This window comes from Marinobacter flavimaris (assembly GCF_045057155.1).
In the GTDB taxonomy this organism is placed as follows: Bacteria; Pseudomonadota; Gammaproteobacteria; order Pseudomonadales; family Oleiphilaceae; genus Marinobacter; species Marinobacter manganoxydans.
In genome coordinates this window covers 2,329,901-2,344,077 of the sequence record NZ_CP171359.1, presented here as the reverse complement: position 1 = coordinate 2,344,077, position 14,177 = coordinate 2,329,901, and the positions used below count along the sequence as shown (strand labels likewise).

The window sequence follows — 14,177 nt, the reverse complement described above, 5'->3', positions numbered from 1 at the left end:
CTCGAACCCATGGCATAAGGGAATCAATGATTCACTCGGGATGATAGGTAAATGACGCGATTTCCCATAATTAAACCTCTTTTAATCACAGCACTTCTTGTTACTGGTACTGCCCAGGCAGCGCCGGATGCCCGCGAGGTGCTGGAAGTATCGCCTGTTGACGATATTGTGGCCCGTTACCCGGCCATGATGAGCCAGGGAATCCGGGAAGGACTCAAACAGAATGGTCAGCTTCCTCCAATGATGGCCAATACCATCGGGAACATCGTGAGCAGCGGTTTCAATTCCGTGGATATCGAGCAGCAGATCATTAACGATCTGCAAGCCAAACTCACGGATTCACAGCTCCAGGCAGTCCATGACTGGTACGAAACCCCTGTGGCCAGAAAGATTTCTTCGGCCGAGATTGCAGCTTCGGAACCCTCGGCCTGGCCGAAAATCCAGTCCAGTGCCATGGAATTGAATAGCCGGTACAAGGGCACGCGCAAAGCGGAAATGTTCGATCGGTTTGATCGGGCTGCGCGGGCCACAGAAAGCGCGGTGGATACAACGATCGCAGTGCAGCTCGGCCTGGCAACGGCAATGGCGGCGTTCAGCAGTGATTCGGCCAATTACGAGCAGCTGCGCCAACGCATTGAAAGCCAGCGCAGCATGCTCAGGGGCGTGGTAGGTCAGCAGGTTTACGACAGCTATCTGTATACCTACCAGAACATCGGTGGCCAGGAGATGGATCTCTACCTGGAGTTCCTGGAGAGCTCTGCCGGCTCGGCTTTCTCGAAAGTTGTAACCAACAGCATCCAGCAGGCGATTACCGAGCCGGTGGAAAGCATAGGCAAGCAGATGTCGCGGTTCTTCAGTCCGGAATCACCAGGCGGTCAGTGAATCCCCTCGGTTGCCGTTCTGAGTCAATGTGATGCTGGAATAATTTCTTGCTCGGGGTTTGTGCAAAGCCAGAATAGGGTCCAATCTCCCTAGTATATGCGAGTGAGGAGTGTCGTTATGGATTTCAATGCCTATCAGGAAGCCTTGTCCTCACAACTGAGGGGGCTGGAGTGTCCGTTTCCGGAGCAGGAGTTCGACGAGCGTCTTGCTCGTGTCCGGGACGGGATGGCCCGGGAGGATTTTGGCGCCCTGCTGTTGACCGATCCTTCGGATATTTTTTACCTGACCGGCTATAGCACTTTTGAAGTATCCGTTCACGTGGCCCTGGTGGTTACCCAGGAGGACCTGCTTTTGCAGGTGCCGTCTATCGAGATGGGGCCTGCGATGATGACAACCCGGGTCGCCCGGGTCAGCGGATACCGGTGGGAAGGCATCGGCGAGGTATTGGAACCACTGGTTCAGGCCCTGAACGACGGCGTGGAGACCGTGGGTATTGATGCCTGGCATGGCTCTCTGCGCCAGGGCGTGCTGGAAGGCCTGCAAGCTCGGATGCCCGGAGTAAGATTTCTGAATAACGGCGGTCTGTTGAAGCAGATCCGGATCGTCAAGTCCGATGCCGAAATCCGTTGCCTGCGTGAAAGCGCCCGGATAACAGCCGAAGGTTTCAGGGCGGCCGTGGCCGCGGTCCAGCCGGGCGTCACTGATAATGACATAGCCGCCGAAGGCGCGAGGGCGCTGCTGGCGGCCGGCAGTGAATTCATGAGCATGCAGCCAATTGTTGTTACCGGCCGTCGCAGCAGCGTGATCCACTGCAATCACAAACGTACGGTGGTGCAGAAAGGCGACCCTGTTTTTCTGGAATTCGGCTCGGCCTGGAACCGCTACACCGCACCCATGATGCAGACCGTGGTTGCTGGTGGCGACCCATCGACTGAAATGCGTCGGGTCCATGACGGCTGCCGTCGGATTGTGGACACCCTGCTGACGTCGATCTGCCCGGGAGTTACTTTCGACCAGGCTGCCCAGAACGCTGAGAAGGCGCTCCAGCCATTGGCCGGAAAGGTATTTTTCTCCGGGGTATTTGGCTACACGGTGGGCGCCCAGTTCCCGCCATCCTGGGTTGAGGGCTCGGGGTTCATCGCCAGGGGTGGCAATGTGGAATTTCGACCGGGCATGGTTTTCCACCTGCCCATCTGTTTGCGTATTCCCGGGCAATGGGGCATTGGGTGTAGCGAAACGATTCTGGTCACCGACGCTGGCGCCGAACCGATAACCGATAATCCCTGGACGCTCGGTTAGTCCAGTCTCAGATCCAACAGACAAACAGTGCGTGGCTCGGGCAGGCGAACCGCAAAAAGCCCCATTCTTCTGACTTGGGACATATCCATGGACCGGCCATCGGGAGCGTTTTCGATGTCGGCCAGTTTCAGGGTGAAGGTATTGGAACCAGGACCCAGTGTCAGGCGGGTGTTGTAGCGGTCGTTGTAGGCATGATCGCTGCGGTCATGGGCTACGTCATTGATTCGAAGCGTCAGCGTCAGGGGAGCGGTTGAGGGATTGAACAGGGTGATGCTCAGTGTTTCGTAATCATGCCAATCGGCCGGGAGATTGTTGAGTGAGACCCCCGAGTAGGTTTCAGTGCCCAGATCAAGTTTCAGGCTCTGCGCATTATTCAGCGAGTGGTCGGCAGAGACCGTGAGCCTGCCGGTCCAGAATGCGCCGGGATCCTGATGGGTGAAATCGTATAGCAGAGGAAGTTGTTGGTGTACCTGCCATTGCCGGGCAGCCACCATGCCGGTAGCTCCCAGCTCAAGACACAGTAGCAGCGCAACGGATGCGGCCACCAGGCCTTCGCCGAGAGAGTTTCGCCGCTCTGATGTAAGCAAGGGGCGCCATGCGATAACCAACCAACTGCCAATCAGGTTGCGCAGGAGGTCCCGCCCATCCATGTCGCGATTGTGTCCGCCCTGGATCAACTCGATACCAATTCCGAGCACCAGCAAGACGACGGTAACCGCGAGCCATAGACGCCAGCCACTTAGCCACTGCCAGGGTCTGACCGCCAGAGTGAGTAGTGCAAACAGAAGGATGTGGCCAAGGTTCCAGGCCGATTTGAGAAGTGGCCCCGAGGCCCAGTCAGGCCCGCCGACAAACAGAAAAGGCGCGATGAGCAGAGAAGCGGCACCGGCCAGCAGCGGTAGCCGCCGGCCAGTGGTTTGCAGTCCCGGTATGGAACCAGGAATCATTAGCTGCGGCTGGTCACTTCCAGCAGGTGATAACCAAACTGGGTCTTGACCGGACCGATAACGGTGTTCACTTCACCGTTGAAAACCGCTTTGTCGAACTCGGGAACCATCTGGCCCGGGCCAAAGGAGCCAAGATCTCCGCCGTTGCGACCGGAGGGGCAGGAGGAGTGCTGCTTTGCCACTTCGGCAAAGTCCTGTCCGCCTTCAATCGCCTTTTTCAGTTCTTCGCATTTCGCTTCGCTGTCTACCAGAATGTGACGCGCTGTAGCCTGTGCCATGATCAATGTCCTTGTGTCGGATGAATGTATACATCAGAACCGGAATGCTGCCCGCAGAGCTCGTCAGAGGCAAGCCCTTTTTATCCGTGTTTCTGCGGCCTCACAGTCCACCGGGCAAACCTGTACAATGCCGGCTTTCTTTTCGCCGGCGCATGCCCGGCCCCACATCGACAGGTTTGTTTCTTGATCTCCACCGCCAATATCACCATGCAATTCGGGGCTAAACCCCTGTTTGAAAACGTCTCCGCCAAATTTGGTAACGGTAATCGCTATGGCCTGATCGGGGCCAATGGCTGTGGCAAGTCCACACTGATGAAAATCCTGGGTGGCGATCTCGAGCCCTCCGCCGGCCAGGTCATGCTGGAGCCCAATGTCCGTCTGGGTAAACTGCGCCAGGACCAGTTTGCCTATGAGGATTGCTCGGTGATCGATACCGTGATCATGGGCCATGAGGAACTCTGGAACGTCAAGAAAGAGCGTGATCGGATCTATTCCCTGCCCGAGATGAGCGAAGAAGACGGGATGGCGGTCGCGGACCTGGAAGTCCAGTTCGCTGAAATGGACGGCTATACCGCCGATGCCCGCGCCGGCGAGCTGTTGCTTGGCCTGGATATTCCGCTGGAGCAACACAACGGCCCAATGAGCGCGCTGGCACCGGGCTGGAAGCTGCGGGTGTTGCTGGCCCAGGCGCTGTTCTCCGATCCTGATGTGTTGCTGTTGGACGAGCCCACCAACCACCTGGACATCAACACCATCCGCTGGCTGGAAAACATACTGGTGGCCCGCAACAGCACCATGATTATCATTTCCCACGACCGCCACTTCCTGAACAGCGTGTGCACCCACATGGCGGATCTGGACTATGGCGAACTGCGCCTGTTCCCGGGCAACTACGACGAATACATGACCGCCGCCACCCAGGCTCGCGAGCGTATGCTGTCGGACAACGCCAAGAAAAAGGCGCAGATTGCCGAACTGCAGCAGTTTGTCAGCCGCTTTTCGGCCAACGCCTCCAAGGCCAAGCAGGCTACCTCCCGTGCCCGCCAGATCGACAAGATCCAGCTGGAAGAGGTGAAGCCCTCAAGTCGGGTGAGCCCGTTTATCCGTTTTGAACAGGGCAAGAAACTTCACCGTCAGGCGGTGACTCTCAAGAACATGACCAAGGGCTTTGATGATAAGCCCCTGTTCAAGAATCTGAACCTGCAGGTAGAAGCCGGTGAGCGAATCGCCATCATTGGTCCCAACGGCATCGGCAAAACCACGCTTCTGCAATGCATGTCAGGGGCCTACACGCCCGACAGTGGCGAGGTGAAGTGGACCGACAGCGCGGAAGTGGGCTACTTCGCCCAGGACCACACGGCGGACTTTGCCGAGGATGAAACCCTGACCGACTGGATGGCCCAGTGGACCAAGGGTGGCGAACAGCTGGTGCGCGGCACCCTGGGCCGCATGCTGTTCTCCGGTGACGATATCGGGAAATCGGTGCGGGTGATCTCGGGCGGCGAGCAGGGCAGGATGCTGTTCGGCAAGCTGATTCTGCAGAAGCCCAATGTGATGCTGATGGATGAGCCCACGAACCACCTGGATATGGAGTCCATCGAGGCATTGAACCTGGCGCTGGAGAACTATCCGGGTACACTGATTTTCGTCAGCCATGATCGGGAGTTTGTTTCTTCGCTGGCTACGCGAATTATTGAGCTTAAGGCTGATGGGGTGACTGACTTCAGTGGCAACTATGATGATTATCTTCGGAGTCAGGGATACGTCTGAGCCTCTGAGTTTTCTCTTGAACCCAAGATTTGGGGGCTGGGCAGCCGGGGAGGGCTGTCCAAAACACGCTCCTGGCGGCACATCCCTGTGACGCTTGGGCTCCGCCATCCATGGCTCCGCACAGTTTTGGACAGCCCTCCCCGGCTGCCCGACCAGACTTCTGTGCGGGCCTCGAAAAAAAGAGAATCCAGTATGGATGAAACAGGGATTATTGCTGCAACCCGAAAGTGGGTCGAGGACGTGGTCGTCGGCTACAACTTGTGCCCGTTTGCCAAACGGGAACTGGTCCGCAACCGGGTTCGGTTTGTGGTGTCGGAAGCCGAAACGGAAGACGAGCTGTTACAGGCCCTGCACTCGGAGCTTCAGAGGCTGGAAGACGAGCCGGAGATTGAAACCACACTCCTGATTCATCCGGCTGTATTGCAGGATTTCGGGCCCTACAATGAGTTTCTGGATGCGGCAGATGGTTTGTTGGCGTATCTGGAGATGGAAGGGGTGTACCAGATCGCCAGTTTCCACCCGGATTACCAGTTTGCGGGCACCGAGCCTGATGCGGCGGAGAACTACACCAATCGGTCGCCATTTCCCATGCTGCACCTTTTGCGGGAAGCCAGTCTGGAAGCGGCGATTGACAGTTATCCTGATGTCGATGCGATCCCCGAGCAAAACATTGGGTTGATGGAGAAGCTGGGTGCAGAGAAGATGCAGCGGATTTTAAAGTCGTGTCTTGAGGTGCCTAATCCATAGCGGACCGGGGAGTATGCGGTAGGAGCGGCTGGGAGGGCCCTTTCAAAACTGTGCGGAGCCAGGGATGGCGGAGCCCAAGCGTCACATGGATGTGCCGCAAGGAGCGTGTTTTGAAAGGGCCCTCCCAGCTGCTCCTGGCACGGACTTTAAGGCTGGTAGCGACGAACTCAGGGGTATCGTTTTCAGCTAAAACATAAGAGTTGGAATTAATGGGACTGCTTTTCGAGCAAATTGACAGCCAGCCTTCGGTAATCGGTGAGATCACGCTTCGCAGACGCCGGATTCCGGCGATTGGCGACAGGGATATCTACGAGGTGAAGCTGGGCGAGGAATTCCTGATGTCCAGCATGTTCGTGGATGCCGAAGTGGCTCTCTCTGATATCGGGCTGGGCGAAACCGAGGGCGATGATCTCCGGGTAGTTGTTGGTGGCCTGGGCCTGGGTTACACCGCGGTGGCGGCGCTCAGGCACGAGCGTGTTGCCGAACTGCTGGTGGTTGAGTATCTGAAACCCGTTATCGGATGGCATCAGCAGGAGCTGGTGCCTCTTGGTAAAGATCTGAATGCCGATCCCCGGAACCGCTACGTCCATGGCAGTTTCTTCGACCTGGCAATTGCCGATCCGGCAGAGGGTGGTTTCGATCCGAAGAACCCCGGCAAGCCATTCGATGCCATTCTTCTGGATATCGACCATTCCCCCCGGGCGCTGCTGCACGATTCCAGTGCCAGCTTCTACACAGCCAACAACCTGCGGCTGATGGCGCGGCAACTGAAGCCCCGAGGGGTGTTTGCCATGTGGTCGAACGAGGGCGAAGATGACGAGTTCATGGCCGTTCTCAACGAGGTGTTCACCGATGTGGCCTGCCATGTCGTATCCTTCTTCAATCCATTTCAGAACAGGGAATCGTTCAACACCGTGTATGTGGCCCGTAAGCCGGGCTGAGAAACCGGAGCCTGTATGTCTTTAACCACGCACCGCAGCCGACCTTTCAGCTCCAGCCAGCGCCTGCCCGAGCCGGAGCAGCCGCCGGTGTTGCATGAGCCGGAGGAGGCCGGGGCGTTGCTGGCGGAGTTTATCCAGCGCCATCCTCGCTTGCTGATCCTGACTGGCGCAGGGGTCAGTACCGATTCGGGCATCCCGGACTACCGGGACGGCGATGGCGCCTGGAAGCGCAAGCAGCCGGTTCAGCACAAGGCGTTCATGGAAGACGTCTACACCCGCCAGCGCTACTGGGGCCGGAGCCTGATTGGCTGGCCGGTCATGCGTAATGCCAGGCCCAATCCTTCCCACCATTACATCTCTGACCTGGAACTGCTCAACCACAGCAGTCTGGTGGTTACCCAGAACGTGGATCGGTTGCACCAGAAGGCAGGCACCCGGGGGGTGACGGACCTGCACGGGCGGGCCGATCAGGTGGTGTGCATGAGTTGCGGCTACCGTTGCCCGCGGGATGAGGTGCACGACCGTTGCGCCGATCTGAACCCGGGGTTCCAGAAATACACCGCCGAGACAGCGCCGGATGGCGATGCCGATCTGGATGTGGATTTCGAGGATTTCCGGCTGGCGGATTGTCCGAAGTGCGAAGGGATTCTGAAGCCGGATGTGGTGTTCTTTGGTGACTATGTTCCAAAAGACCGGGTGTATTCGGCCCTGGATACGCTGAAGGCCAGTGATGGCCTCTTGGTAATCGGTTCGTCGTTGATGGTGTATTCCGGGTTCCGTTTCTGCCGGTACGCCAACGAATGGAACAAGCCCATTGCCACCCTGAACCTGGGGCGGACGCGGGCTGAAGATCTGGTAGATTTGAAGTTGAACGCGAGGATCGGGGAGACCCTGAAGGCCTCCCTCGATCAGCTTTAGCGGCGGCTTACATCAGGTTGTAGATAAACACCACTGCCACGGCAACCGGAGTGATGAAACGCACGGTGATCAGCCACAGGTTAAACATGGCCGGTGACAGTGCCAGTTCACGCTCCATGGCCTGACGTGACATCACCCAGCCCGCAAACAGGGCCACCAGCAGTCCGCCCAGGGGCAGCATTATGTTGGCGGTGAAGAAGTCCAGCAGGTCGAAAATGGTCTTGCCTTCCAGCATGGGGACAAAGCCAAGCGGTGCGAAGTCGGACCAGAGGTTCAGGGACAGAATCGAGGCAATGCCCAGTCCCCAGCAGACAAAACCGGCGCCCAGTGTGCTGACGGTGCGGTTCATGCCTTTACGCTCTTCCAGCCATTCCACAATCGGCTCCAGAAGCGAAATCCCCGACGTCCAGGCGGCAAAGATCAGAAGTACAAAGAACAGGGTGCCGAACAGGGAACCCATGGGCATCTGACCGAAGGCCAGCGGCAGGGTCTGGAAGATCAGCCCCGGCCCCGCTCCCGGCTCAAGGCCGTTCGCGAACACAATCGGGAAGATGGCCAGGCCTGCGAGCAGCGCCACGCCGGTGTCGATGACCGATACGCTGATCGAGGTCTTGGCAATGGAAATGTTCTTAGGCAGGTAAGAGCCATAAGCCATCATGACCGCCATACCAAGGCTCAGGGTGAAGAACGCGTGCCCCAGGGCTACCAGTATTCCGGATGTTGTGAGCTTGGAGAAATCGGGCTGGAACAGGAATGCGGCGGCTTGCCCGAAGTGCCCGGTTGTCATTGCATAGCCGACCACGATCAGCAGCAGTACGAACAGGGCCGGCATGAGAATGCTGACAGCCCGCTCAAGCCCCGAGCGAACGCCTCGCACTACCACAACCATCACCATAGCCATGAACAGGGTATGCCAGGCCAGCAGTTTGGTGGGATCGCTTAGAAGGCCCGAGAATATCGCGCCTACGGCATCGGCAGACTGCCCGGCAAGCTGGCCGCTGGCGGTTGTGCCTACGTAGGAAATGGCCCAGCCGCCGATGACCGAGTAGAACGACAGAATCAGAAAACCCGCCAGAATGCCGATGGCACCGACCAGCTTCCAGGCCGGCTTGAGTCGGTCATGCTCGGCGATCAGGCTCAGACTCTTGACGGGGCTCCTGCCACCGCGACGACCGATCATGACTTCCGCCATCATGATAGGAATCCCGACGACCGCGATGCACAGCAGATACACCAGCACGAAGGCGCCGCCACCGTTCTCACCGGTGACATAAGGAAATTTCCAGATATTGCCCAGGCCCACGGCAGAGCCGGTAGCGGCAAGAATAAAGGCCAGACGTGATGACCAGAGCCCGCGTTGGGCGTTTGAACCTTCAAGCGCCCCGGAATAAGCGGCGGAATCTGAAGAAGTGACGGACATAACTATCTCCCGGAGTATTTGTTTTTGTATCAGGGTTTAAGAGGGAAGCTGCAGCTATCCGCAGCTTCCTGGGGGTGCGCCGGTGTCAGCTCAGCCGGTGCGGGCCAACCGCTCGGACGCCTGTCCGGCTCCGGCGATGTGCTTTTTGAACCGTTCCTCGGCAAGCTCGTTGGCAATCTCCCCGGTGGGGCGACCCGAGCGGTCGGAACGGTTGAAGATTTCGGTCAGGGTATCGCCGATGGTATCGACGTGGGCGCGAACGGTTTCCGGTGTGGCGCCGGCGCGCTCGTAGAACACATCGATGATGCCGCCGGCATTGATGGCAAAGTCCGGTGCATAGAGAACGCCCCGGTCCCGCAGCATGGCATCGTGCTCAGGGTGTTCCAGCAGATTGTTGGCGGCGCCGGCGACGATCCGGGCCTTCAGTTGGGGAATGCTGTCATCGTTCAGTACTGCCCCCATGGCACAGGGCGCTACCACGTCCACAGGCAGTGACAATATGTCCTCGGCAGCCGCTGGCTTGGCTCCCAGCTGATCCACGGCCCGCCGCATATTGTCGTCATGGATGTCATAGACCCAGAGATCAGCGCCGGCGTCCTTCAGGTGTCTGGCCAACCGGAAACCGACATTACCGATGCCCTGAATGGCTACTTTCAAACCGTTGAGGTCGTCCCGCCCAAGTTTGTGTTTTACCGCTGCTTTGAGGCCGATAAAGGTGCCGTAGGCTGTCGCCGGTGACGGGTCGCCGTTGCTTGGGTTGCCGTCGAAGCCGGTGCGCGAGGCAATTCCCGCAACGTGGCTGGTGTGTCGGCCCATGACCTTGAGGTCGGGGACGCTGGTGCCCGAGTCTTCTGCCGCAATGTACTGCCCGCCAAGACTTTCCAGATGGCGGCCCATGGCCTCCATCATCGCTTCGGTTTTCTGTTTGCGCGGGTCGCCAATAATCACGGACTTGCCGCCACCCAGATCCAGGTTGGCGAGGGCCGATTTGTAGGTCATACCCCGCGAAAGCCGCAAGACATCGCGAACCGCCTCTTCATCGGAGGCATAGGGAAACATTCGGCAGCCTCCCAATGCGGGGCCGCGGGAAGTGTTATGTATGGCAACGATGGCCTTCAGGCCGGTTTCGGGATCGCAGAAAAAGGACAGATGTTCGTGGTTATCGAACTCGGGATGGCTGAATAGCATTGTGAAATCCTCTCCCACCGGCCGGATCTCGGCATGAGCGGGTATCTTGTTCTTGTCTGCCGGCTTGTGGCCGGCGTTCCGATTTCAGGTGTCCGGTATATCCGCTGGGGGGTGGCCCACCGAAAGTGCCCTTTTGGGGCTGGACGAAAAACAAACTAGCGGCAATTGACGTTAACGTCAACATGCGAATGTGAACTATCCGATACAAGGCTCATCCCCGGATTCGGGCGCCTCCCCGGTAAACATTTGAGGCAATCATGAGGTTAAATGCCCTCATGCGTTGCGCGGATCTGGTCCATTAGTCGCAGATGTGCCCCTTTCTGCGGAAACTACCTATACGCGGATCGGGGAAACTGACCTAGTTTCCCCGGATGTCTGTCGCTTCCTATTCTTATCAGCTACAGCCGGCCCGGGTACGGGTGGAGTTTTTCCGGCTGCTTCCCATCTCGTTATTCGTGGTGGCGTTTGGCGCTGCCTTTGGATTGGCAGCTACCCAGAAAGGCCTTGAGCCGCTCCAGGCGGTGCTGATGAGTGCGACGGTGTTTGCCGGGGCCTCCCAGTTTGCCGCCGTCGATATGTGGGGCACCGAGGTATCTGTACTTCCGATGATCGCGGTGGTCTTTGCCATCAATTCCCGCCATCTGCTTATGGGCGCTTCGCTGTACCCGATGCTGAAAGATGTATCGCCGGGCAAGCGCTATGGTCTCTTGCTGTTGCTGACCGATGCCAACTGGGCGGTTTCGGCCCAGGAATACCAGAGTGGCCGACGAAACCTGGAGGTTATCCTTGGTGGCGGGTTGGCTCTTTGGCTGGCCTGGATCATCGGGACCGGTCTGGGCGTCTATTTTGGTGGCCTTCTGCAGGATCCCAAATCCCTGGGCCTGGACATGGTTCTCGGCTGCTTCCTCCTGGCCATGGCACTGGGCGGCAAGAAATCCCCGAGAGTGCTCGTGGCCTGGACCGTCACAGCGCTGGCTTCATTGGCGGCCTGGAAATGGTTGCCGGCGAATACCCACGTCGTCGTGGGCGCGCTCGCCGGTGGTGCGATCGGGTTCTTCTGGCTCGAGCGAAAGCCTGCGCCTGCTTCTGACGCGGAGGACAGCACCCATGACCGTTGAGACCACCACAGCCGGTATTCTGTTCCTGATTGCGATCATGACCGCCGTTACACTGGTAACCCGTTTTGGCGGCGTGTTCATCATGTCGTTCGTGAAGATCAATCCTCGTATCGAGAGCTTTATCAACACCATGGCCAGCTCGGTCCTGATTGCCATCATTGTGCCCATGGCCGTGACGGGGGACGCTGGTGCGCTGGCGGCCCTGACCACGACGGCGGTTACCATGCTGGCGTTGCGTAAACCTCTCCCGGCCATTGCCGCCGGGATTGCCGCTGCCGGAATCGTGCGGTTTCTGGCCTAACCTCTCGAATCTGAAGTGATTAAAAAGTGCTCAAGTCCGGGGGGCTGCGGCCGATATACCTGTGTAGTAATTACAGGTGCCCAAAGCCATGATTTCCTCCAGCCAGATTTCGCTTTTCCAGGACAGTTCCCGCCAGGTATCGGCTTTCGACAGCACGCAGCTCCGCATCAACCGGCAATCTGCCGCTGCGCCGCAGGCCAATGAGAACGCGGTTGGCTCAGAGTTAACGCTCATGCGCCAGGCTGCCTATCGTTACAGCAGCCAGGAGCAGCTCGCCTTCAGCGGCAGCAGCACCGTGACGGATGGCGGTCAGCAGAGCGTCTTTACCAGTGCGCAGCTTGCCGAGAAAACTTCAGAGTTGTTTCTGATGGGCCAGCAGGCACTGAGCGTTAGCCGTGCCGCGCTCGGTGGTGATGCGGGTGTCGAGGGTCGGGGCAGTCTCTCGGTTTCTGCCGGACGCTATATGTTTTACTCGGAGAGCGAATCCAGAAGCTTTGCCTCCACTGGCACCATCGCATTGGAGAATGGCGAGACCATCGACTTCACCCTCTCACTGCGACAGTCCCAGTCCCGGACCTACGAGTACTCGGAACTGGTGCAGATTCAGGAACGGCCACTCACCGACCCTCTGGTGATCAACTTCGGCACTGCCACAGCCCGCCTGACCGATACCCTCTTCGAGTTCGACCTGAACGGTAACGGTGAAACCGGGCAGTTTGCCACCCTGGGCAGCGGTAGCGGCTACCTGGTGCTGGACCGAAATGGCAACGGCAAGGTGGACGACGGCTCCGAACTGTTTGGTCCCCGGAGCGGCTCCGGCTTTGGCGAGCTGGCCCGGTTCGATGACGACGGTAACCGCTGGATTGATGCCAGTGATGAGATCTTTAAATCGCTGTCCGTGTGGGTGCAAACCGCGGACGGCTCCCAGGCTTTGAAATCCCTGGAGGAAGTCGGGGTTCAGGCGCTGTACGTGGACAATGTAGAAGACCGCTTCACGCTGGCCAACAGTCAAGGTGTGCCGCTGGGCCAGATCAAGGGTTCGGGAATCTATCTGACGACCGACGGTGAGGTTCGCACCCTGGAAGAAATTGATCTTGCCGAGCAGAACACCGCCGACGCGCCGGCCGCCGAGACGGTACTGAGTCGCGACAGTGGCTCGCCGGATCGCGGTGGTAACGGTCTGGTTGAGGCCCGGGTGGAAGCGATCCGCTCCGCGCTTGAGAAGCTCAATGAAATCCGCGAGAAGCAGAAGGCATTTATCGAAGAGTCAAAGGATTCCGGTAAGCCGGAATCTCCCATCGTCGATTACCTGAAACTGATCGACAAGATGCGCTTGGAGATGCTGAACAGCCAGGATGAGAAGAAGCAGGCGGCGAGCCGGTATCTGGAGTTTGCCAGCTTGTAGGGATTGACTCCGAGGCAGGTCCGGTCGGGGGCAAGGCTCCCAAAAATGTGCGGAGCCAGGGATGGCGGAGCCAAGCGTACACGGACGTATTCACAGCGTTTTTTGGGAGCCTTGCCCCCGGCCGCGCCGTCTGTTTACTCCATGGAGGGCTTGGTCATTGGATTGGTATTTATCAGGGCCAGCTCTCCAATGCCGGGTAGTTTTACCCCCAACGCCAACGGGTTAATACCGAAAGAGAGGCCTAGAAGGTTCAATTCCAGTCCCTCGCGAATGCCTGCCAATACGCCAAAATACCCGCCCAGCGAGACCTGATAACCCGCGCCACCCGGAACCTCTGCGATAATACGGTCGCCGAGGTAGTCCTTGCCGATCGCGTGGTTCGGCAGAGCCACATCGAGACCCTCAACCTCCCTGATTACCCAGGCCACGAAGGTGTTGCTGTTGGGGCCGGGCCAGGCTTCGTATTCGGTCGGGTAGGGGTAGGACGCCACTGCCTGGTAGATGTCGGGAATCAGCTTTTCGGCTTCTTCGCCGCGGATATCGGCATAGAGGTCCGGCTTTGCACCGTACCAGTGTCTGTCGGGCTCACCGGGCCGTGAATTTACCACGTAGCTGCGCCAGCCAGTCACCTCATGAACCCGATAATGGCTGGCCCCTTTTTCCTTGGTGGCTATCCAGGTATGGACAGCAAAGTAACCTCGCCAACTCCAGGCCCGGGCGCCGTATACCTGAACGATGGCTTCCTCGGCCTGTTCTGGCAGAGGGGCAATTCGGGCGCTTTCCCGGGTGGCTGTTTGCCAGCTCTCGGCTCCCTGCAGGCTGCCACTGGTGGCCAGCAGAATCGGGCCAGCCAGCAGCAGGAGCACGGCGCCGAAGAACCAGCCGGTGTATCTGAAAAATCGTTTCATGAACTCAGTCCGAAGCGTGGGGTAGACGGGACCCTCTGAGTGACAGAAAGTTCCT

The 14,177-nt window shown here is 58.5% G+C and carries 14 protein-coding genes; 9 read left to right on the top strand and 5 right to left on the bottom strand.

Translation table 11 applies throughout. The features are described 5' to 3' along the window. The first annotated feature begins 51 nt into the window (after window positions 1-51). Entirely contained in the window at window positions 52-882 is an 831-nt protein-coding gene (locus tag ACGK9W_RS10945; RefSeq protein ID WP_405416795.1) for a DUF2059 domain-containing protein, read from the top strand. 117 nt (window positions 883-999) lie between these two features. Then, window positions 1,000-2,181: a Xaa-Pro peptidase family protein gene (locus ACGK9W_RS10940; protein ID WP_273069495.1), complete on the top strand. Its 1,182-nt coding sequence runs from the start codon at window positions 1,000-1,002 to the stop codon at window positions 2,179-2,181. Here ACGK9W_RS10940 and ACGK9W_RS10935 read toward each other — a convergent pair. Then, a complete protein-coding gene (locus ACGK9W_RS10935; RefSeq protein ID WP_405416792.1) occupies window positions 2,178-3,128 on the bottom strand; it encodes a succinyl-CoA synthetase subunit beta in 951 nt (316 codons plus the stop codon). The genes ACGK9W_RS10940 and ACGK9W_RS10935 overlap by 4 nt on opposite strands. Continuing rightward, entirely contained in the window at window positions 3,128-3,406 is a 279-nt protein-coding gene (locus ACGK9W_RS10930; protein WP_088556638.1) for a peptidylprolyl isomerase, read from the bottom strand. The genes ACGK9W_RS10935 and ACGK9W_RS10930 overlap by 1 nt, the downstream gene beginning before the upstream one ends. Before the next feature lie 183 nt (window positions 3,407-3,589). On the opposite strand from ACGK9W_RS10930, the gene ACGK9W_RS10925 reads away from it, so the two are divergent. The 4 genes from ACGK9W_RS10925 (at window position 3,590) to ACGK9W_RS10910 (ending at window position 7,782) form a co-directional block, all read left to right on the top strand. Then, window positions 3,590-5,176: an ABC-F family ATPase gene (locus tag ACGK9W_RS10925; RefSeq protein ID WP_405416790.1), complete on the top strand. Its 1,587-nt coding sequence runs from the start codon at window positions 3,590-3,592 to the stop codon at window positions 5,174-5,176. A 192-nt stretch (window positions 5,177-5,368) separates the two neighbouring features. Beyond that, entirely contained in the window at window positions 5,369-5,923 is a 555-nt protein-coding gene (locus ACGK9W_RS10920) for a DUF1415 domain-containing protein (protein WP_092033599.1), read from the top strand. Window positions 5,924-6,132: 209 nt separating this feature from the next. Beyond that, entirely contained in the window at window positions 6,133-6,864 is a 732-nt protein-coding gene (locus ACGK9W_RS10915) for a hypothetical protein (protein WP_008173917.1), read from the top strand. 15 nt (window positions 6,865-6,879) lie between these two features. Beyond that, window positions 6,880-7,782 carry an NAD-dependent protein deacetylase gene (locus tag ACGK9W_RS10910; protein WP_008173920.1) on the top strand — a complete coding sequence of 301 codons (903 nt, stop codon included), beginning with the start codon at window positions 6,880-6,882 and terminating at the stop codon, window positions 7,780-7,782. A 7-nt stretch (window positions 7,783-7,789) separates the two neighbouring features. Here the strand turns inward: ACGK9W_RS10910 and ACGK9W_RS10905 are convergent, their stop codons facing one another. Together ACGK9W_RS10905 and ACGK9W_RS10900 are read right to left on the bottom strand one after the other, a co-directional pair. Continuing rightward, complete coding sequence (locus ACGK9W_RS10905; RefSeq protein WP_273017470.1) at window positions 7,790-9,202, bottom strand: sodium-dependent transporter; 1,413 nt, start codon at window positions 9,200-9,202, stop codon at window positions 7,790-7,792. Window positions 9,203-9,292: 90 nt separating this feature from the next. Beyond that, window positions 9,293-10,390, bottom strand: a complete 1,098-nt coding sequence (locus ACGK9W_RS10900; RefSeq protein WP_273069497.1) for a Glu/Leu/Phe/Val dehydrogenase — start codon at window positions 10,388-10,390, stop codon at window positions 9,293-9,295. A 371-nt stretch (window positions 10,391-10,761) separates the two neighbouring features. Between ACGK9W_RS10900 and ACGK9W_RS10895 the strand changes: the two genes are divergently transcribed. The 3 genes from ACGK9W_RS10895 (at window position 10,762) to ACGK9W_RS10885 (ending at window position 13,214) form a co-directional block, all read left to right on the top strand. After that, window positions 10,762-11,508 (top strand): AzlC family ABC transporter permease, encoded by a 747-nt coding sequence (locus tag ACGK9W_RS10895; protein WP_008173926.1) that lies wholly within the window; start codon window positions 10,762-10,764, stop codon window positions 11,506-11,508. Further along, window positions 11,498-11,809 (top strand): AzlD family protein, encoded by a 312-nt coding sequence (locus tag ACGK9W_RS10890; RefSeq protein WP_008173928.1) that lies wholly within the window; start codon window positions 11,498-11,500, stop codon window positions 11,807-11,809. The genes ACGK9W_RS10895 and ACGK9W_RS10890 overlap by 11 nt, the downstream gene beginning before the upstream one ends. An 88-nt stretch (window positions 11,810-11,897) precedes the next feature. Continuing rightward, on the top strand, window positions 11,898-13,214 hold the full coding sequence (locus tag ACGK9W_RS10885) for a hypothetical protein (protein ID WP_008173930.1): 1,317 nt from the start codon (window positions 11,898-11,900) through the stop codon (window positions 13,212-13,214). Window positions 13,215-13,348: 134 nt separating this feature from the next. Here the strand turns inward: ACGK9W_RS10885 and ACGK9W_RS10880 are convergent, their stop codons facing one another. Then, complete coding sequence (locus tag ACGK9W_RS10880; protein ID WP_008173932.1) at window positions 13,349-14,122, bottom strand: DUF3750 domain-containing protein; 774 nt, start codon at window positions 14,120-14,122, stop codon at window positions 13,349-13,351. Window positions 14,123-14,177 lie beyond the last annotated feature (55 nt).

Coding starts and splice junctions, on each gene's coding strand:
- ACGK9W_RS10945 (WP_405416795.1), top strand. CDS start 52: ATGACGCGATTTCCCATAATTAAACCTCTTTTAATCACAGCACTTCTT.
- ACGK9W_RS10940 (WP_273069495.1), top strand. CDS start 1,000: ATGGATTTCAATGCCTATCAGGAAGCCTTGTCCTCACAACTGAGGGGG.
- ACGK9W_RS10935 (WP_405416792.1), bottom strand. CDS start 3,128: ATGATTCCTGGTTCCATACCGGGACTGCAAACCACTGGCCGGCGGCTA.
- ACGK9W_RS10930 (WP_088556638.1), bottom strand. CDS start 3,406: ATGGCACAGGCTACAGCGCGTCACATTCTGGTAGACAGCGAAGCGAAA.
- ACGK9W_RS10920 (WP_092033599.1), top strand. CDS start 5,369: ATGGATGAAACAGGGATTATTGCTGCAACCCGAAAGTGGGTCGAGGAC.
- ACGK9W_RS10915 (WP_008173917.1), top strand. CDS start 6,133: ATGGGACTGCTTTTCGAGCAAATTGACAGCCAGCCTTCGGTAATCGGT.
- ACGK9W_RS10910 (WP_008173920.1), top strand. CDS start 6,880: ATGTCTTTAACCACGCACCGCAGCCGACCTTTCAGCTCCAGCCAGCGC.
- ACGK9W_RS10905 (WP_273017470.1), bottom strand. CDS start 9,202: ATGTCCGTCACTTCTTCAGATTCCGCCGCTTATTCCGGGGCGCTTGAA.
- ACGK9W_RS10900 (WP_273069497.1), bottom strand. CDS start 10,390: ATGCTATTCAGCCATCCCGAGTTCGATAACCACGAACATCTGTCCTTT.
- ACGK9W_RS10895 (WP_008173926.1), top strand. CDS start 10,762: ATGTCTGTCGCTTCCTATTCTTATCAGCTACAGCCGGCCCGGGTACGG.
- ACGK9W_RS10890 (WP_008173928.1), top strand. CDS start 11,498: ATGACCGTTGAGACCACCACAGCCGGTATTCTGTTCCTGATTGCGATC.
- ACGK9W_RS10885 (WP_008173930.1), top strand. CDS start 11,898: ATGATTTCCTCCAGCCAGATTTCGCTTTTCCAGGACAGTTCCCGCCAG.
- ACGK9W_RS10880 (WP_008173932.1), bottom strand. CDS start 14,122: ATGAAACGATTTTTCAGATACACCGGCTGGTTCTTCGGCGCCGTGCTC.